This window comes from Candidatus Foliamicus sp. (assembly GCF_965221325.1).
Lineage (GTDB): Bacteria > Pseudomonadota > Gammaproteobacteria > Steroidobacterales > Foliamicaceae > Foliamicus.
The window spans coordinates 521,949-536,912 of the sequence record NZ_OZ244880.1; the positions used below are offsets into that span (position 1 = coordinate 521,949).

Consider the following 14,964-nt stretch of genomic DNA (forward strand, 5'->3'; position numbering starts at 1 on the left):
TATGTCAGGCGGGGTTGTGCCTCTTCTAGAGCCACCGGCATGAGCATTGGTTTGATCGGCCAAAAGCGGGGAATGACGCGCCTGTTTACGGAGGACGGGGTCAGTGTGCCCATCACCGTGATCGAGGCCAGCCCCAACCGCGTGACCCGCCGCCGCACCCCGCAACAGGACGGCTATGCGGCCATCCAGGTGACGGTGGGCGAGGCGCGCAAGGCCCCGGGCAAGGCCGCGGCCGGTCAGTATGGCGGTCAGTCGCCCGGCAAGGGTCTCTACGAGCATCGCCTCGCCGATCCCGGCCAGCTCGAAAGCTACGAACCCGGCTCCGAACTCACCGTTGCCCTGTTCTCGCCCGGCCAGCGGGTGGACGTGACCGGAACCACTATCGGCAAGGGTTATGCCGGCACCATCAAGCGCCATCATTTCCGCGGTCAGGACGCCACGCACGGCAATTCCAAGGCCCACCGCGTGCCGGGCTCGATCGGCCAGAACCAGACTCCGGGCCGAGTGTTCAAGGGCAAGAAGATGTCCGGACACCTTGGCGCGGTGCGGCGCACGGTGCAGAACCTCGAAGTGATGCGCATCGACGAGGAACGCAATCTGATTCTCGTGAAGGGCGCCATTCCGGGCCACGCCATGGGCCGTGTACTGGTGCGACCCGCGGTCAAGACCCCGATGCAGACCCAAACCTCCCCCAAGGCTTGAACGATGAACGCAGCGGCTACGGAAAACAAGGGGCGGAAAAGTTCTACAGCCGCTGGCAAAGCCAAGAGCCGGCCCACGAGAATGGTTTACAAGCCTTTCTCCAGCGACGTGCCGTTCAACGAGTCGCTGGTCCACCAGGCGGTTGTAACCTGGCTGGCAGGTGCCCGGCAGGGCACCAAGGCACAGAAGAACCGTAGCGCTGTGCGCGGCGGCGGCGCCAAACCCTGGCGCCAGAAGGGCACCGGACGCGCCCGCGCAGGCACTCGTTCCAGCCCGATCTGGGTTGGCGGCGGTCGTACCTTCGCGGCCCAGCCGCGCTCCCACTCCAGGAAGATCAACCGCAAGATGTACCGCGGCGCAATGCGTTGCCTGCTCGCGGAAGTGGCGCGCAGCCGGCGGCTCACGGTGGCCCGCGAGCTGGCCCCGCCCGATTGCCGCACGGCCTCGGCCGTGGCCCTGCTCAAGGAACTCGAGTTCCCCGGCGGGGTGATCGTGGTGGAGTCCTGCGACCAGTATCCGGAGTTGTGCCTGGGCGTCCGCAACCTGCCCGACGTGGACATCATCGACCTGCGCCAGGTCAATCCGGTGGTGTTGGCCGGTTCGGGGCGGATGCTGTTTACCGAAGGCGCGTTCGATCAACTCAAGGAGCGCCTGCAATGAGCGCCGCTGAACTGTCGGAGCGCTTGCTGAACGCCATCCGGGCGCCGCATCTGTCGGAAAAGGCCCTGAACCTGGCGGAAAGCGGCGGACGCAAGCAACTGGCGTTCCGGGTCGCCACTACCGCCACCAAGCCCGAAATCGCCGAGGCGGTGCGGCAGATATTCGACGTGCAGGTGGATTCGGTCGCGGTGATCAATTGCAAGGGGAAGCGCAAGCGCCGCGGGGGCAGTATGGGCCGCCGGGCGGCCTGGAAAAAGGCATACGTCACCCTGGCCGCGGGCCAGGACCTCGACTTCGTGGCCGGCGAATAGGCAGGTATCGGTCATGGCGCTCAAACCTCTGAATCCGACCTCTCCCGGGCAACGCTTTGCGGTGCGGGTGGTCACGCCCGAGTTGCACAAGGGCGCGCCCTACGGGCCGCTCACGCGACCCTTGCCTGGCCGAGGCGGACGCAACAACGCCGGGCGCATCACCACCCGGCATCGCGGCGGTGGCCACAAGCGCCGCTACCGCATCATCGATTTCCGCCGCAACAAGGACGGTATTCCAGCCCGCGTCGAGCGCCTGGAATACGATCCCAACCGCAGTGCGCACCTGGCGCTGCTGGCCTACGCCGACGGCGAGCGTCGCTACATCCTGGCGCCCGACGGGGTCAAGCCGGGCCAGCAGTTGTTATCCGGCCTGGATGCGCCCATCCGCGTGGGCAATTGCTTGCCGCTGAACCGCATTCCTCTGGGAACGCAAATTCACAACATCGAAATGAAGCCCGGAAAGGGCGGCCAACTGGCCCGTGCCGCCGGCGCCTCGGCCCAGTTGGTGGCGCGCGAAGGCCCGCACGCCACTTTGCGCATGCGGTCCGGCGAAATGCGCAAGGTAGCGGCCGTGTGTCGCGCCACTATCGGCGAGGTGGGCAACAACCAGCATGGCCTGCGCAAGGACGGCAAGGCTGGCGTCAAGCGTTGGCGGGGCATACGCCCCACCGTGCGCGGCGTGGCCATGAATCCGGTCGATCACCCGCATGGCGGCGGCGAGGGCCGTTCCTCCGGCGGGCGTCACCCGGTAAGTCCCTGGGGCGTACCGACCAAGGGCTACCGCACCCGCCGTCGCAAGGGCGTCGAGCGCATGATTGTGCGCCGCCGCAAGGGCCGGTAGGGGATCCGGTCATGCCCCGTTCCCTGCGCAAAGGCCCGTTCGTGGATCTGCACCTGATGAAGAAGGTGCAAGTCGCCGCCGCCAATCGCAGCCCGCGGCCGATCAAGACATGGTCGCGGCGCTCGATGATCGTGCCCGACATGGTGGGGCTCACGATTGCCGTGCACAACGGACGCGACCATATCCCGATCCTGATTTCGGAAAACATGGTGGGCCACAAGCTCGGCGAGTTTTCCCCCACGCGCACCTTTCGCGGTCATTCCGGCGACCGCAAGGCCAAGGCCACTTAGGGCCGGGGCAGGTTCACTATGGAAGTATCCGCCCGTCTGCGCTTCGCCCGCATCTCCACGCGCAAGACGCGCCTGGCCGCGGGTCTCATTCGCGGCCTTGCCGTGGAGGAGGCCGCCGACGCCCTGGCGTTCACGCCGCGTCGCGCCGCGACCCTGCTGGGCAAGGTGCTCAACTCGGCTATTGCCAATGCGCAAACCAATTTCGGCGCCGACATCGACGAGCTGCGCGTGAGCGAGGTGCTGGTGGACGAGGCCAAGCCATTCCGGCGTTTTCGCGCCCGGGCCCGCGGGCGCGGCGCGCGTATCCTCAAACCCCAGACGCATATCAGCGTCACGGTATCGGACGAATAAGCAGAACGGCGACGCGCATGGGCCAGAAAGTCAATCCCATAGGTATCCGGCTGGGCATTTCGCGCCCCTGGTCGTCGGTCTGGTATGCCGATTCGAAGACCTTCCCGTCGCTGGTCGAATCCGATTACCGGATCCGCGAGTTGCTGCGGCGGCGCCTGAAGGACGCCGCGGTCAGCCATATCGACATCGAGCGGCACCGCGAGAGCACCCAGATCCAGATCCACACCGCCCGTCCCGGCACCGTGATCGGCAAGAAGGGAGAGGACATCGAGAAGCTGCGCCGCGATCTGGCCAAGCTGATCGGCACGCAGTTGCACCAGGTGCGCGTGAATATCAACGAAATCAAGAAGCCCGAGCTGCATGCCCGCCTGGTGGCCGAGAACATCGCCTCGCAGCTCGAGCGCCGCGTCATGTTCCGTCGCGCCATGCGCCGCGCGGTCAGCACCACCATGCGTTTGGGCGCTCTGGGCGTAAAGGTCAAGGTGTCGGGCCGGCTGAACGGCGCGGAAATCGCCCGTTCGGAGTGGTACCGCGAAGGCCGCGTGCCCTTGCATACTTTCCGCGCCGACATCGACTACGGGGTGGCCGAAGCGTTCACCACCTATGGCGTGGTGGGCGTGAAGGCGTGGATATTCCGCGGCGAAAAGAGTTCACCGGAGGAAGCGCCGGCCACGGCGGAAGCGACGCCGACCGTGGCGGCCACACCGGCCACACCGGGCGCGCCGGCCGCGCCAGCAGCGCCGGCCGCGCCAGCAGCGCCGGCCGCTCCAGCAGCGCCGGCCGGTGAGCCGCCGGCCCAGGTAACGCCGTCATGATGCAGCCCAAGCGCACCAAGTATCGCAAGATGCACAAAGGCCGTAACCGCGGTCTGGCGCAGCGCGGCAACTTCGTGGCCTTCGGCGAATTCGGCCTCAAGGCCACCACCCGGGGGCGGATCACGTCGCGCCAGATCGAGGCTGCGCGCCGCGCGCTGACGCGCCGCGTACGCCGCGGGGGCAAGGTGTGGATTCGCATCTTCCCCGACAAGCCCATCACCCAAAAACCGCTGGAAGTGCGCCAGGGCAAGGGCAAGGGCAATGTCGAATACTGGGTGGCGCTGGTGCAGCCGGGCCGCCTGCTCTACGAAATCGAGGGCGTGCCCGAACCGCTGGCCCGCGAGGCGTTCCGGTTGGCTGCCTCGAAACTGCCGGTGGATACCGCGTTCGTCCAGAGGCAGCTCCAATGAAGACTGCCGAACTCAGGGAAATGGACGCCGCCGGACTCAAGCAGCGACTGCTTGAGCTGCGCCGCGAGCAACTGCAGATGCGCTTGAGCCAGGCCACGGGCCAGGAGGCGCGCGTGCATCGCCACCGCGAACTGCGGCGCGACATTGCGCGCGTCAAGACAATCATGCGCGAGGCGACCGCGTCATGAGCGCGTCCGAACGCATTGCACGGGTCTTGCCCGGCGGCTCCGACAAGACCCGCCGCGTGGCTGTCGAGCGCGTCGTCAAGCATCCGATGTACGGCAAGTACGCGCGGCGCACCACCCGCATGCTCGTGCACGACGAGAGCAACGTTGCGCGCGAAGGCGACCTGGTAGCGATCGTCGAGGGGCGCCCCGTGTCGCGCCGCAAATCATGGAGACTGGTCCGCGTGCTGAGACGAGCGGACGGGAGCACCGAGTGACGGCGGGAGTACGCGGCCATGATTCAAGCCCAAACCGTATTGAACGCGGCCGACAACTCCGGCGCGCGCAAGCTGCAATGCATCAAGGTGCTCGGCGGTTCGCGCCGGCGCTATGCGCGCATCGGCGACGTGATTCGGGTCACGGTAAAGGACTCGGTGCCGCGCGGTCGGGTGCGCAAGGGCGAGCTCTACCACGCCGTGGTGGTGCGCACCCGCAGCGGCGTCCGGCGTCCCGACGGTTCGCTGATACGCTTCGACGGCAATGCCGCGGTGCTTCTGAATCCGCGTCTGGAGCCGGTCGGCACGCGCATCTTCGGACCCGTAACGCGCGAACTGCGCTCGGCCCGTTTCATGAAGATCGTGTCGCTGGCTCCGGAGGTGCTCTGATGCTGGCGCAGCAACTCCACGACGCGGCTGTCCAGCCCACGGCAAGCGCCCATTCGTTCAGGCCTTCGGGAGCATTCTCATGCAGCGCTTGAAGTCGGGCGACGAAGTGATCGTTATTGCCGGCGCGCACCGCGGCGAGCGGGGCGTGGTGCGCAAGCTCGTGGGCCGCGAGCGGGTGCTGGTCGAGAACGTCAACCTGGTGCGCAAGCACCGCAAGCCCAACCCGCAGCAGAACCAGCCCGGCGGCATCGTCGAGGAAGAGCGGCCTTTACACGTGTCCAATGTGGCGCTCTACAACCCGCGCAACGAGAAGGCCGGTCGTATCGGCGTCAAGGCGCTGGTCGAGGGTCGGCGCGTACGCTACTTCAAGAGCGACGGCGAGGTTATCGATTCCACATGAACGCGCTGCAGCAAACCTACCGTACCGAAATGGCCCCGCGGCTGATGCAGCGCCTTGAGCTGAGCAACCCCATGCAGGTCCCGCGGATCGCCAAGATCACGCTCAACATGGGTGTGGGCGATGGCGTGTCCGACCGCGGCGTAGTGAAGAAAGCCGCCGAGGACCTCACGCTGATCGCCGGGCAGCGCGCCGTGATCACGCACGCGCGCCGCTCCGTGGCCGCCTTCAAGCTGCGCGAAGGCTTTCCCATAGGCTGCAAGGTTACGCTGCGCCGCGCGCGCATGTACGACTTTCTGGAGCGCCTGGTGAACGTGGCGATTCCGCGCATCCGCGACTTCCGCGGTCTCGACCCGCGTTCCTTCGACGGGCGCGGCAACTACAGCATCGGCGTCACCGAGCAGATCATTTTTCCCGAAATCAACTACGACAACATCGACGTTATACGTGGGCTGGATATTGCCATTACCACTACGGCGGTGGACGACGAGCAGGGCCGCGCGCTGCTCGACGAGTTCAAGTTTCCCTTCAAGAGGTAAGCCCGCATGGCCAAGACCAGCATGGTGGAACGCGAGCGCAAGCGCCTGCGCACTGTGCAGCGCTACCGGGAGCGCCGCGAGGCCTTGAAGCGCATCATCAAGGATCGCTCTTCCAGTCCCGAGGCCCTGGCCGAGGCGCTGGAGGCTCTGCAGCGCCTGCCGCGCGATTCCAGTCCCGCGCGCCTGCGCAACCGCTGCGCCATAACCGGGCGCCCCAGAGGTTATTTCAAGAAGTTCGGCATAAGCCGCAACAAGCTGCGCGAGGAAACCATGTTCGGCAACATCCCCGGCGTCAGCAAGGCTTCGTGGTGACGGCATGAGCATGCAGGATCCCATATCGGACATGCTCACGCGCATTCGCAATGCGCAGAAGGCCGGGCACGAGCAAGTGTCCATGCCCGGGTCCGGGATCAAGGAATCCATTGCCCGGGTGCTGGAAGCCGAAGGCTATATCGAGGGCTTCGAGTCCTCCGGCCAGCCCGGCCCCGAGCGCACCCTGCGCATCGATCTCAAGTACGAGCAGGGCGAGCCCGTTATCCGCCGGCTGGAGCGCGCTTCCCGGCCCGGATTGCGGCTCTACCGCGGCGCCGACGCGCTGCCGCGGGTCATGGGCGGTCTCGGCGTTGCCGTGATTTCCACCTCCAAGGGCGTAATGAGCGACCGCGAGTCCCGCGCGGCCGGGCAGGGCGGCGAAGTGCTCTGCATTGTCAGTTAGCCGGCCCGGGTTCTCAAGGAAGTATCAACCATCATGTCCCGCCTGGCCAAGAGACCCATTCCCGTGCCCGCCGGCGTAACCGCCAGCCTGGCCAACGGGCTGCTGGTCGCCAAGGGACCCAAGGGCGAGGATAGCGTGGCCGTGCACAGCGAGATCGACATGCGCCTCGACGATGGCGCAGTGAGCGTGAAGGCCCGCTCGGGCTCGCGCCTGGCGCGCAGCATGACCGGCACCACCTGCGCCTTGGTGCGCAACCTGTTCACCGGCGTCACGGCAGGCTTCGAGCGGCGCCTGCAACTGGTAGGCACCGGCTACCGGGCCGAGGCCCAGGGCAGCAAGCTGGCGCTGCAGCTCGGATTTTCGCACCCGGTCGAGTACCAGGTAGCGGAGGGCGTATCGGTGAAGACGCCGTCGCAGACCGAAATCGTGCTGGAATCGGTCAATCGCCAACGGGTCGGACAGACGGCCGCGGAAATCCGCGCCATCAGGCCGCCGGAACCCTACAAGGGCAAGGGCGTGCGCTACCGCGGCGAACAACTGCGCCTGAAGGAAGCGAAGAAGAAGTAGGTATCAAGGATAGCGAGCATGGCCATCGACAAGAGGACCGCCCGCGCCCGCCGCGCCCGCAAGACGCGCGCCCGCATCGCCCGCCTGGGCGTAGCGCGGCTGTGCGTGCATCGCAGCGCGCGGCACATTTATGCGCAACTGATCGCTCCCGAGGGCGGCCGGGTTCTGGCCACCTGCTCCACGCTGCACCTGCGCGGCGAACTCGACAACACCAGCAACGTGGCGGCGGCGGCGGCGGTTGGCAAGCGCCTGGGCGAGCAGGCCCTGGAGGCGGGCGTGAAGGCGGTCGCATTCGACCGCTCCGGGTTCCGCTTCCACGGCCGGATCAAGGCGCTGGCCGATGCGGCCCGCGAGGCGGGACTGAAGTTTTAGCCCGGACCAAGGAGCCGGCGGCGAACCATGGCGAACGAAAACGAAACGCGCGAAGACCTGCTCGAGAAGCTGGTCTATGTCAACCGCGTGGCCAAGGTGGTCAAGGGCGGCCGTCAGTTCGGCTTTACCGCGCTCACCGTGGTCGGCGACGGCAACGGTGCGGTGGGCTTCGGCCACAGCAAGGCGCGCGAGGTGCCGCTGGCGATCCAGAAGTCGCTGGCCGAAGCGCGCATCGAGATGAAGCCGGTGAAGCTGCGCCGCGGAACCCTGCATTACGCCATGACCGGCCGCCACGGCGCCACCCGCGTCTATATGCAGCCGGCTGCCGAGGGTACCGGCATCATTGCAGGCGGCGCCATGCGCGCAGTGTTCGAGTGCTGCGGCGTGCGCAATGTGCTGGCCAAGTCGTACGGTTCGCGCAACCCCATCAACGTGGTGCGCGCCACCATCAAGGCGCTGCATGCGGTCCGCTCGCCCGGCCAGGTGGCGCGCGCGCGCGGCAAGGCCGTCAAGGAAATTCTGGCATGAAGAACATGTCCGGGAACTGTTGCAGCGGTTGCAGGCTCACGGGAGCGGCCGGGCGCCGTCAGGCTCATGGCTGAAGCGAAGCGCAAGAATCTTCGCCTTACGCTCACGCGCAGCCTGAATGGGCGCCTGCGCAAGCACCAGTCTTGCGTACGCGGCCTGGGGCTGCGGCGCATACACCAGAGCGTCACCGTGCCGGCCACGCCCGAGAATCTCGGCATGATCAACAAGGCGTCGTACATGCTGCGCGTGGAGGCGCTGGACTGATGCTGAACAGCCTCTCGCAAGCCGGTGGCCGCAAGCGGCGCAAGCGCGTCGGAAGAGGCGCCTCGGCCGGCGGCGGCAAGACCTGCGGCCGCGGCCAGAAGGGCCAGCGTTCGCGTTCGGGGTCCGGTCGCATGCGCGGTTTCGAGGGCGGGCAGATGCCGCTGCAAAGGCGCCTGCCCAAGGTCGGCTTTCATTCGCGCAGCGCGCGCCGCGTGGCGCGGGTGCGCACCGGCGAACTGGCGCGCTTCGGGGCCGCCAGCATTGATCTTGCGCTGCTCAAGAAGCACGGCCTGGCCCGCTTCGACACCCGCGTCGCCAAGGTGTTCCTGAGCGGCCCGATAACAGCGCCCGTAAAGCTGGTCGGAATCGCCGCCACCGCCGGCGCCCGCAAGGCCATCGAGGCGGCCGGCGGATCGGTCGAGCCCCTCGCCGATGCAGGCGCAACGCAAGCTGCAGCGTCCGAGGAGCAGGACTGATGGCGCGGCGCGGAGCCGGCGGTGCCTTCAATCCCGCCTCGGCGCTGGGCGAAGCCACGCGCTTTTCCGACCTGCGCAAGCGTTTGATGTTCCTGGCAGGCGCGCTGATCGTGTATCGCATCGGCGCCTTCATTCCGGTGCCGGGGGTCGATCCCGACGCGCTCGCCCAGTTCTTCCAGCAGCAGGAAGGCACCATCCTGAGCATGATGAACATGTTCTCCGGCGGTGCGCTGGAGCGGCTTTCGATCTTCGCGCTGGGCATCATGCCCTACATCTCGGCGTCGATCATCATGCAATTGGCCGGCGTGGTGGTTCCCACCCTGGCCCAGCTCCGCAAGGAAGGCGAGTCCGGCCGCCGCCAGATCGTCAAGTACACCCGCTACTTCACCGTGATCCTGGCCACCTTCCAGTCGATCGCCATGTCGGTGGCGCTGCAGGGGCAGGGCGTGGTCATAAACCCCGGCCCCACGTTCGTGATGACCGCGGCGCTCACGCTCACCACCGGCACCGTGTTCCTGATGTGGCTGGGCGAGCAGATTACCGAACGCGGCATCGGCAACGGCATTTCCATGATCATCCTGGCCAGCATCCTGGCCGGACTGCCATCGGCTTTCGGTGGCACCCTGCAGTTGGTCAGCACCGGCGAACTGAACGGCGCCTTCGCGCTGATCCTGATGCTGCTGATCCTGGCCGTGACCGCCTTCGTGGTGTTCGTGGAGCGCGCCCAGCGGCGCATTCCGGTCAACTACGCCAAGCGCATGCAGGGCCGGCGCATGTATGCCGGTCAGTCCAGCCACCTGCCGTTCAAGCTCAACATGTCCGGCGTGATCCCGCCTATCTTCGCCAGCAGCATCATCCTGTTTCCGGCCACGCTGGCCTCCTGGTTCGGCCAGGCCGAAGGCTTCGCTTGGCTGCAGACGCTGGGCGCGCGCCTGGCGCCGGGGCAGCCCATCTACGTGATGCTCTACGGCGGGCTGATCCTGTTCTTCGCGTTCTTCTACACCGCGCTGGTGTTCAACGCGCGCGACACCGCCGACAACCTCAGGCGTTCCGGCGCCTTCATTCCCGGCATCCGCCCCGGCCGGCAGACCGCCGAATACATCGACCGGGTGCTGACGCGCATCACGCTGTGGGGCGGCATTTACATTACCGGCGTGTGCCTGATGCCGGAGTTTCTGATCATGCAATGGCAGGTGCCGTTCTATTTCGGCGGCACCTCATTGCTCATCATGGTGGTGGTCACCATGGATTTTCTGGCCCAGTTGCAGGCGCACATGATGTCGCACCAGTACGAGGGCCTGATGAAGAAAGCCAACCTGGGCTCGTACGGGCGCCGGGGGCTGCGTTGAGCGGCCGGCTTGAAGGAGAAGCGAACGAATGAAAGTGCGCACCTCGGTAAAGAAGATCTGCCGCAACTGCAAGATAGTGCGGCGCCGCGGCGTGCTGCGCGTGTTGTGCACCGACCCGCGGCACAAGCAAAGGCAGGGCTGAACGCCATGCGTAGCCAACCCATCATGGTTTGCGCGGCCCGCGCTGCGGGGGAGCGCTGAGCATGGCCCGCATCGCCGGCATCAATGTGCCCGTCTATAAACACGTGCGGGTGGCGCTGACCCACATCCACGGCATCGGCCCCAGCCGCGCGCTCGAGATCTGTACGCTGTCGAACGTGCAGCCCGACGTGCAGGTGAAAGATCTCGACGAGGGTTCGGTCGAGCGCATTCGCAGCACCGTGGCCCGCTTCCAGCTCGAAGGCGACTTGCGCCGCGAGAACTCCATGGCCGTCAAGCGGCTCATGGACCTGGGCTGCTACCGCGGCCTGCGCCATCGGCGCGGCCTGCCGGTGCGCGGCCAGCGCAGCCGCACCAACGCGCGCACCCGCAAGGGCCCGCGCCGTCCCATCCGCAAATAGGGGAACGACCCATGGCGCGACCCAAACCCCGCAAGAAGGCGGTCCGGCGCAATGTCTCGGAAGGCATTGCGCACATTCACGCCTCTTTCAACAACACCATCATCACCATCACCGATCCGCAGGGCAATGCGCTGTCCTGGGCCACCTCCGGCGGTTCGGGCTTCCGTGGTTCGCGCAAGTCCACGCCTTTCGCCGCCCAGGTGGCCGCCGAGCGCGCCGCCAATCGGGCGCGCGAGATGGGCATGTCCAGCCTGCAGGTACGGGTGCGAGGCCCCGGCCCCGGCCGCGAGTCGGCGGTGCGCGCACTCAACGCCGCGGGCTTCCGCGTTACGCATATCGAGGATGTCACGCCCATCCCCCACAACGGCTGCCGCGCGCCCAAGCGGCGCCGCGTATAGGAGGCGCAACTATGGCTCGCTACACCGGACCCGTTTGCAAGCTCTCGCGGCGCGAGGGCATGGACCTGCTGCTCAAGAGCCGGGTCCGCTCGCTGGAAGAAAAGTGCCGGCACGACCGCGTGCCCGGCGCGCGCAGCGCGCAGCGCCCCGGACGCACCTCCGACTACGGCCTGCAGTTGCGCGAGAAGCAGAAGCTGCGTCGCATGTATGGTGTGCTGGAACGGCAGTTCCGCAACTACTACAAGCGCGCCGCGCGCCAGAAGGGCTCCACCGGCGATAACCTGCTGCGGCTGCTGGAAGGCCGCCTGGACAACATCGTCTATCGCCTGGGTTTCGCCGCTACCCGGCCTGAGGCCCGGCAGCTTGTCTCGCATCGCGGCATACAGGTGAACGGCCGGCCGGTAAACATTCCGTCGTTCCAGGTCAAGGCCGGCGACACCGTGGCCGTGCATCCGCGCGCCAAGGAACAGTTGCGCATTCAGAATGCCCTGGAGATTGCCCGCCAGCTCGGTTTCCCCGAGTGGCTGGATGTGGACGACAAGGCCCTGTCCGGCGCCGTCAAGAGTCTTCCCGAACGCGAAGAAATCCTTCCCGATATCAACGAAAGCCTGGTTGTCGAGTTGTATTCGAAATAAACCGGAGTGCAAGCGCATGGAACCATCTGTACACACCTTCCTGAAGCCCCGCATCGTGAAAGTGGAGGAGCGCGGCGCGCCGAATCGCGCGCGCATCACCATCGAGCCGCTGGAGCGCGGCTTCGGCCACACGCTGGGTAACGCCCTGCGCCGCCTGCTGCTTTCCAGCATGCCGGGCGCCGCCATCACCGAAGCCGAGATCCAGAATGAGGTGCTGCACGAGTACAGCTCCATCGAAGGCGTCAAGGAGGACGTGGTGGAGATTCTGCTTAACCTCAAGGATGTGGCGGTGCGCATGCATGCGCGCGCCAGCGCCGAGTTGATGCTCGTGAAGAAGGGGCCGGGCCAGGTTACCGCCGGCGACATCGCCACCGACCATGACGTGGAAGTTGTCAATCCCGATCAGCACATTGCCACGCTCACCTCGGGTGTGGAGCTGAGCATGCGCCTGACCGTGGCCACCGGCCGCGGCTACCGCCCCGCCACCCGCACGGCCGAGGTCGAAGAAGGCAGCGTCACCATGGGCCGTCTGCAGCTTGACGCCTCCTTCAGCCCGGTGCGGCGCGTGAGCTACGACGTGGAGGCGGCGCGCGTCGAACGGCGCACCGACCTCGACCGTCTGATCGTGGAGCTGGAAACCAACGGCGCCATCGATCCGGGCGATGCGGTCCGGCGTGCCGGTGAAATCCTGCGCGACCAGCTCACCGTGTTCGTGGACCTGGCGCCCAGCGAGAACATGGGCCTGATGGGGCTGGATCCGCAGTTGCGCCAGCTCTACATGTCGCCGGTCGAGGAATTGCAGCTCAATGCCCGCTCGGTGAACTGCCTCAAGGCCGAGAACATCCACTTCGTGGGCGACCTGGTGCAGAAGACCGACGCCGAACTGCTGCGCACGCCCAATCTCGGCAAGCGCTCGCTCACCGAGATCCGCGAGAAGCTGGGCGAACGGGGCCTGGAACTGGGCCTGAAACTGCCCGAATGGCCGCCGGCCGGGCTCAAGACGGCCGCCTGAGCCGAGCCAGGAATACGCCATGCGTCACCGCAAGTCCGGCCGCAGTCTGGGGCGCAAAAGCGCCCACCGGCGCGCCATGTTTCGCAACATGGCCGCCTCGCTGATTGAGCACGAGCGTATCGCCACCACGCTGCCCAAGGCCAAGGAGCTCAGGCGCGTGGTGGAACCGCTGATTACGCTGGCCGGCGAGGACGGCGTGGCGCGCCGCCGGCTGGCCTTCAGCCGCCTGCGCAACCGCCAGGCCGTGGGCAAGCTGTTCACCGAACTGGGGCCGCGCTACCGGGAACGCCCCGGCGGCTACCTGAGCATCCTCAAGAATGGCCGCCGCGCCGGCGACGCCGCGCCCATGGCTATTGTCCGCCTGGTCGAAGACGCACCGTCCGAATAGCCGTCTCGCCGCCCGCCGCTTGCCGGCCGGGCGTTTCCGCATTCCCGACACCGCGTGCTGGCGCCAAGCCCGCCGCCGCGGCTGTGGCATCATGGCGCGTTTTGGGGAAGCCGGGAGCCAGGCATGACCGAAAACACCGCAGCGCGGCGCTGGAGTTCGGGGCGAACCTTTCTGCTCGCCTCCATAGGCGGCGCCATCGGCCTGGGCAACATCTGGCGGTTCCCCTACATCATGGGCGAGAACGGCGGCGGCGCCTTCGTGTTCGTGTATCTGGCCGCCGCTTTCCTGGTGGCCGTGCCCATCCTCTCGGCAGAAGTCGCGATCGGCCGTCTCGGCCGCGCCAGCCCCTACACGGCGATGGCCGGCGTGGCCACCCGCAGCGGGCGCATGGCGCTGTGGGGCCTGGTGGGCGGCATGGGTCTGTTGACCGGCTACCTGATAATGAGCTTCTACAGCGTGATCGCAGGCAGCACCGCCGACTACCTGGTGCTGGCGGCGCGTGGCGCGTTCAGCGGTCTCGACCGCGAGTCCGCCACGGCGCTCAACGCCGGCCTGAACCAGGACCCCGTGCGTCTGGGCGCCTGGCACACGCTGTTCATGCTGGTTACCTGCGTGATCGTGGGACGCGGGGTGCGGCGCGGCGTGGAGGTGGCCGTGCGCCTGCTGATGCCGCTGTTGCTGCTGTTGCTGCTGACCGTTGTCGCCTACGCGCTGCTGGAGGGCGACGCGGCCGAGGGCCTCGCCTTCATGTTCGACTTCCGCTTCGAGCAGCTCACCGCGGCGTCGGCGCTGGAGGCGGTCAGCCACGCCTTTTTCTCGATCGGCGTGGCTATGGGCCTGATGATGATGTATGGCGCCTTTGCACCCCGCGAGGTGTCCTTGCCGCAAGCCTGCCTCGGCATCACCGTAGCCGACACCAGCGTGGCGGTGCTGGCCGGAATCGCGATATTCCCGCTGGTTTTCGCCAACGGCCTGGCGCCCGACTCGGGCACATCGCTGGTGTTTCTTACGCTGCCCATAGCCTTTGGCGGCATGCCCGGGGGCAGCGCAATCGGCACGGTTTTCTTCCTGCTGCTGGCGTTCGCGGCGCTCACTTCGGCCATTGCCCTGATGGAGGCCGCCGTGAGCCTCCTGCAGGAACGCTTCGCATTCAGCCGCTGGCGCGCCACCTGGGTCGTGGGCGCATCGCTATGGGCTTTGGGCTTGCTCACGGTGCTGTCGTTCGGCGTGGGCGAGTCGTGGAACGTGGTGGCGGGCAAGAACCCGTTCGAGCTGATCGACTTTCTCACTGCCACGCTGATGATGCCCTTGGGCGGCGCGCTGATCGCGCTGTTTGCCGGCTGGCGCATGAAGCGCGCCCTGCTGCAGGGCGAACTGGGCTGGCGTGACGGCCCGCTATTCACTATCTGGCTCTGGTTGTTGCGGGTGGTGGCCCCTCTGGCGATCTTGTACCTTATGTACTCGGCCTTCTTCGGCTGATCTCCTGCGCCCCGTCTGCGCCGAGCAGCGCAGGCGTCGGCGGGAAATCCAGGGCGCCACCTTTCCGCGGCTGATC

28 protein-coding genes are annotated in these 14,964 nt (G+C 66.9%); all 28 read left to right on the forward strand.

Annotated features, from left to right (window positions below; all coding sequences use genetic code 11):
- Nucleotides 1–39 precede the first annotated feature (39 nt).
- Nucleotides 40–702 (forward strand): 50S ribosomal protein L3, encoded by a 663-nt coding sequence (gene rplC / locus ACWCOO_RS02405; RefSeq protein WP_446831376.1) that lies wholly within the window; start codon nucleotides 40–42, stop codon nucleotides 700–702.
- Between the two features lie 81 nt (nucleotides 703–783).
- Nucleotides 784–1,362, forward strand: coding sequence for a 50S ribosomal protein L4 (gene rplD / locus ACWCOO_RS02410; RefSeq protein WP_446831377.1), 579 nt, complete (start codon nucleotides 784–786; stop codon nucleotides 1,360–1,362).
- Nucleotides 1,359–1,673: a 50S ribosomal protein L23 gene (gene rplW, locus ACWCOO_RS02415; RefSeq protein WP_446831378.1), complete on the forward strand. Its 315-nt coding sequence runs from the start codon at nucleotides 1,359–1,361 to the stop codon at nucleotides 1,671–1,673. Before rplD ends, rplW begins: the two co-directional genes overlap by 4 nt.
- A 13-nt stretch (nucleotides 1,674–1,686) precedes the next feature.
- Complete coding sequence (rplB, locus tag ACWCOO_RS02420) at nucleotides 1,687–2,514, forward strand: 50S ribosomal protein L2 (protein ID WP_446831379.1); 828 nt, start codon at nucleotides 1,687–1,689, stop codon at nucleotides 2,512–2,514.
- 11 nt (nucleotides 2,515–2,525) lie between these two features.
- Complete coding sequence (rpsS, locus tag ACWCOO_RS02425; protein WP_446831380.1) at nucleotides 2,526–2,804, forward strand: 30S ribosomal protein S19; 279 nt, start codon at nucleotides 2,526–2,528, stop codon at nucleotides 2,802–2,804.
- A gap of 18 nt (nucleotides 2,805–2,822) precedes the next feature.
- Nucleotides 2,823–3,155: a 50S ribosomal protein L22 gene (rplV, locus tag ACWCOO_RS02430; protein WP_446831381.1), complete on the forward strand. Its 333-nt coding sequence runs from the start codon at nucleotides 2,823–2,825 to the stop codon at nucleotides 3,153–3,155.
- A gap of 17 nt (nucleotides 3,156–3,172) precedes the next feature.
- Complete coding sequence (rpsC, locus tag ACWCOO_RS02435) at nucleotides 3,173–3,970, forward strand: 30S ribosomal protein S3 (RefSeq protein WP_446831382.1); 798 nt, start codon at nucleotides 3,173–3,175, stop codon at nucleotides 3,968–3,970.
- Entirely contained in the window at nucleotides 3,967–4,380 is a 414-nt protein-coding gene (gene rplP / locus ACWCOO_RS02440) for a 50S ribosomal protein L16 (protein ID WP_446831383.1), read from the forward strand. The genes rpsC and rplP overlap by 4 nt, the downstream gene beginning before the upstream one ends.
- On the forward strand, nucleotides 4,377–4,568 hold the full coding sequence (rpmC, locus tag ACWCOO_RS02445) for a 50S ribosomal protein L29 (RefSeq protein WP_446831384.1): 192 nt from the start codon (nucleotides 4,377–4,379) through the stop codon (nucleotides 4,566–4,568). The genes rplP and rpmC overlap by 4 nt, the downstream gene beginning before the upstream one ends.
- Nucleotides 4,565–4,822 (forward strand): 30S ribosomal protein S17, encoded by a 258-nt coding sequence (gene rpsQ, locus ACWCOO_RS02450; protein ID WP_446831385.1) that lies wholly within the window; start codon nucleotides 4,565–4,567, stop codon nucleotides 4,820–4,822. Before rpmC ends, rpsQ begins: the two co-directional genes overlap by 4 nt.
- Nucleotides 4,823–4,840: 18 nt before the next feature.
- Nucleotides 4,841–5,209, forward strand: coding sequence for a 50S ribosomal protein L14 (gene rplN / locus ACWCOO_RS02455; RefSeq protein WP_446831386.1), 369 nt, complete (start codon nucleotides 4,841–4,843; stop codon nucleotides 5,207–5,209).
- 79 nt (nucleotides 5,210–5,288) lie between these two features.
- Complete coding sequence (rplX, locus tag ACWCOO_RS02460) at nucleotides 5,289–5,609, forward strand: 50S ribosomal protein L24 (protein WP_446831387.1); 321 nt, start codon at nucleotides 5,289–5,291, stop codon at nucleotides 5,607–5,609.
- Nucleotides 5,606–6,145, forward strand: a complete 540-nt coding sequence (rplE, locus tag ACWCOO_RS02465) for a 50S ribosomal protein L5 (RefSeq protein WP_446831388.1) — start codon at nucleotides 5,606–5,608, stop codon at nucleotides 6,143–6,145. Before rplX ends, rplE begins: the two co-directional genes overlap by 4 nt.
- 6 nt (nucleotides 6,146–6,151) lie before the next feature.
- A complete protein-coding gene (gene rpsN, locus ACWCOO_RS02470; RefSeq protein ID WP_446831389.1) occupies nucleotides 6,152–6,457 on the forward strand; it encodes a 30S ribosomal protein S14 in 306 nt (101 codons plus the stop codon).
- Between the two features lie 4 nt (nucleotides 6,458–6,461).
- A complete protein-coding gene (gene rpsH, locus ACWCOO_RS02475; RefSeq protein WP_446831390.1) occupies nucleotides 6,462–6,860 on the forward strand; it encodes a 30S ribosomal protein S8 in 399 nt (132 codons plus the stop codon).
- Between the two features lie 33 nt (nucleotides 6,861–6,893).
- Nucleotides 6,894–7,427, forward strand: coding sequence for a 50S ribosomal protein L6 (gene rplF, locus ACWCOO_RS02480; protein ID WP_446831391.1), 534 nt, complete (start codon nucleotides 6,894–6,896; stop codon nucleotides 7,425–7,427).
- Nucleotides 7,428–7,451: 24 nt separating this feature from the next.
- The gene (gene rplR / locus ACWCOO_RS02485) at nucleotides 7,452–7,799 is read left to right on the forward strand and encodes a 50S ribosomal protein L18 (RefSeq protein WP_446831981.1); all 348 of its coding nucleotides are present in this window, start codon (nucleotides 7,452–7,454) and stop codon (nucleotides 7,797–7,799) included.
- 27 nt (nucleotides 7,800–7,826) lie between these two features.
- Nucleotides 7,827–8,327, forward strand: coding sequence for a 30S ribosomal protein S5 (gene rpsE / locus ACWCOO_RS02490; protein WP_446831392.1), 501 nt, complete (start codon nucleotides 7,827–7,829; stop codon nucleotides 8,325–8,327).
- A 66-nt stretch (nucleotides 8,328–8,393) separates the two neighbouring features.
- Nucleotides 8,394–8,591 (forward strand): 50S ribosomal protein L30, encoded by a 198-nt coding sequence (gene rpmD / locus ACWCOO_RS02495; RefSeq protein WP_446831393.1) that lies wholly within the window; start codon nucleotides 8,394–8,396, stop codon nucleotides 8,589–8,591.
- Complete coding sequence (rplO, locus tag ACWCOO_RS02500; RefSeq protein WP_446831982.1) at nucleotides 8,588–9,067, forward strand: 50S ribosomal protein L15; 480 nt, start codon at nucleotides 8,588–8,590, stop codon at nucleotides 9,065–9,067. The genes rpmD and rplO overlap by 4 nt, the downstream gene beginning before the upstream one ends.
- Nucleotides 9,067–10,416, forward strand: coding sequence for a preprotein translocase subunit SecY (gene secY / locus ACWCOO_RS02505; RefSeq protein WP_446831394.1), 1,350 nt, complete (start codon nucleotides 9,067–9,069; stop codon nucleotides 10,414–10,416). Before rplO ends, secY begins: the two co-directional genes overlap by 1 nt.
- Before the next feature lie 28 nt (nucleotides 10,417–10,444).
- Nucleotides 10,445–10,558, forward strand: coding sequence for a 50S ribosomal protein L36 (gene rpmJ, locus ACWCOO_RS02510; RefSeq protein ID WP_446831395.1), 114 nt, complete (start codon nucleotides 10,445–10,447; stop codon nucleotides 10,556–10,558).
- A gap of 61 nt (nucleotides 10,559–10,619) precedes the next feature.
- On the forward strand, nucleotides 10,620–10,976 hold the full coding sequence (gene rpsM, locus ACWCOO_RS02515) for a 30S ribosomal protein S13 (protein ID WP_446831396.1): 357 nt from the start codon (nucleotides 10,620–10,622) through the stop codon (nucleotides 10,974–10,976).
- Nucleotides 10,977–10,987: 11 nt separating this feature from the next.
- Entirely contained in the window at nucleotides 10,988–11,374 is a 387-nt protein-coding gene (rpsK, locus tag ACWCOO_RS02520) for a 30S ribosomal protein S11 (protein ID WP_446831397.1), read from the forward strand.
- A gap of 11 nt (nucleotides 11,375–11,385) precedes the next feature.
- Nucleotides 11,386–12,009: a 30S ribosomal protein S4 gene (rpsD, locus tag ACWCOO_RS02525; RefSeq protein WP_446831398.1), complete on the forward strand. Its 624-nt coding sequence runs from the start codon at nucleotides 11,386–11,388 to the stop codon at nucleotides 12,007–12,009.
- A 16-nt stretch (nucleotides 12,010–12,025) separates the two neighbouring features.
- Complete coding sequence (locus tag ACWCOO_RS02530; protein WP_446831399.1) at nucleotides 12,026–13,021, forward strand: DNA-directed RNA polymerase subunit alpha; 996 nt, start codon at nucleotides 12,026–12,028, stop codon at nucleotides 13,019–13,021.
- Nucleotides 13,022–13,040: 19 nt separating this feature from the next.
- A complete protein-coding gene (gene rplQ / locus ACWCOO_RS02535; protein ID WP_446831400.1) occupies nucleotides 13,041–13,409 on the forward strand; it encodes a 50S ribosomal protein L17 in 369 nt (122 codons plus the stop codon).
- A gap of 123 nt (nucleotides 13,410–13,532) precedes the next feature.
- Nucleotides 13,533–14,888, forward strand: a complete 1,356-nt coding sequence (locus ACWCOO_RS02540; protein WP_446831401.1) for a sodium-dependent transporter — start codon at nucleotides 13,533–13,535, stop codon at nucleotides 14,886–14,888.
- The last annotated feature ends 76 nt before the right edge of the window (nucleotides 14,889–14,964 follow it).

What these genes read in the sequence shown, in the direction of transcription:
- rplC (WP_446831376.1), top strand. Translation starts at nt 40, where the DNA reads ATGAGCATTGGTTTGATCGGCCAAAAGCGGGGAATGACGCGCCTGTTT.
- rplD (WP_446831377.1), top strand. Translation starts at nt 784, where the DNA reads ATGGTTTACAAGCCTTTCTCCAGCGACGTGCCGTTCAACGAGTCGCTG.
- rplW (WP_446831378.1), top strand. Translation starts at nt 1,359, where the DNA reads ATGAGCGCCGCTGAACTGTCGGAGCGCTTGCTGAACGCCATCCGGGCG.
- rplB (WP_446831379.1), top strand. Translation starts at nt 1,687, where the DNA reads ATGGCGCTCAAACCTCTGAATCCGACCTCTCCCGGGCAACGCTTTGCG.
- rpsS (WP_446831380.1), top strand. Translation starts at nt 2,526, where the DNA reads ATGCCCCGTTCCCTGCGCAAAGGCCCGTTCGTGGATCTGCACCTGATG.
- rplV (WP_446831381.1), top strand. Translation starts at nt 2,823, where the DNA reads ATGGAAGTATCCGCCCGTCTGCGCTTCGCCCGCATCTCCACGCGCAAG.
- rpsC (WP_446831382.1), top strand. Translation starts at nt 3,173, where the DNA reads ATGGGCCAGAAAGTCAATCCCATAGGTATCCGGCTGGGCATTTCGCGC.
- rplP (WP_446831383.1), top strand. Translation starts at nt 3,967, where the DNA reads ATGATGCAGCCCAAGCGCACCAAGTATCGCAAGATGCACAAAGGCCGT.
- rpmC (WP_446831384.1), top strand. Translation starts at nt 4,377, where the DNA reads ATGAAGACTGCCGAACTCAGGGAAATGGACGCCGCCGGACTCAAGCAG.
- rpsQ (WP_446831385.1), top strand. Translation starts at nt 4,565, where the DNA reads ATGAGCGCGTCCGAACGCATTGCACGGGTCTTGCCCGGCGGCTCCGAC.
- rplN (WP_446831386.1), top strand. Translation starts at nt 4,841, where the DNA reads ATGATTCAAGCCCAAACCGTATTGAACGCGGCCGACAACTCCGGCGCG.
- rplX (WP_446831387.1), top strand. Translation starts at nt 5,289, where the DNA reads ATGCAGCGCTTGAAGTCGGGCGACGAAGTGATCGTTATTGCCGGCGCG.
- rplE (WP_446831388.1), top strand. Translation starts at nt 5,606, where the DNA reads ATGAACGCGCTGCAGCAAACCTACCGTACCGAAATGGCCCCGCGGCTG.
- rpsN (WP_446831389.1), top strand. Translation starts at nt 6,152, where the DNA reads ATGGCCAAGACCAGCATGGTGGAACGCGAGCGCAAGCGCCTGCGCACT.
- rpsH (WP_446831390.1), top strand. Translation starts at nt 6,462, where the DNA reads ATGAGCATGCAGGATCCCATATCGGACATGCTCACGCGCATTCGCAAT.
- rplF (WP_446831391.1), top strand. Translation starts at nt 6,894, where the DNA reads ATGTCCCGCCTGGCCAAGAGACCCATTCCCGTGCCCGCCGGCGTAACC.
- rpsE (WP_446831392.1), top strand. Translation starts at nt 7,827, where the DNA reads ATGGCGAACGAAAACGAAACGCGCGAAGACCTGCTCGAGAAGCTGGTC.
- rpmD (WP_446831393.1), top strand. Translation starts at nt 8,394, where the DNA reads ATGGCTGAAGCGAAGCGCAAGAATCTTCGCCTTACGCTCACGCGCAGC.
- secY (WP_446831394.1), top strand. Translation starts at nt 9,067, where the DNA reads ATGGCGCGGCGCGGAGCCGGCGGTGCCTTCAATCCCGCCTCGGCGCTG.
- rpmJ (WP_446831395.1), top strand. Translation starts at nt 10,445, where the DNA reads ATGAAAGTGCGCACCTCGGTAAAGAAGATCTGCCGCAACTGCAAGATA.
- rpsM (WP_446831396.1), top strand. Translation starts at nt 10,620, where the DNA reads ATGGCCCGCATCGCCGGCATCAATGTGCCCGTCTATAAACACGTGCGG.
- rpsK (WP_446831397.1), top strand. Translation starts at nt 10,988, where the DNA reads ATGGCGCGACCCAAACCCCGCAAGAAGGCGGTCCGGCGCAATGTCTCG.
- rpsD (WP_446831398.1), top strand. Translation starts at nt 11,386, where the DNA reads ATGGCTCGCTACACCGGACCCGTTTGCAAGCTCTCGCGGCGCGAGGGC.
- ACWCOO_RS02530 (WP_446831399.1), top strand. Translation starts at nt 12,026, where the DNA reads ATGGAACCATCTGTACACACCTTCCTGAAGCCCCGCATCGTGAAAGTG.
- rplQ (WP_446831400.1), top strand. Translation starts at nt 13,041, where the DNA reads ATGCGTCACCGCAAGTCCGGCCGCAGTCTGGGGCGCAAAAGCGCCCAC.
- ACWCOO_RS02540 (WP_446831401.1), top strand. Translation starts at nt 13,533, where the DNA reads ATGACCGAAAACACCGCAGCGCGGCGCTGGAGTTCGGGGCGAACCTTT.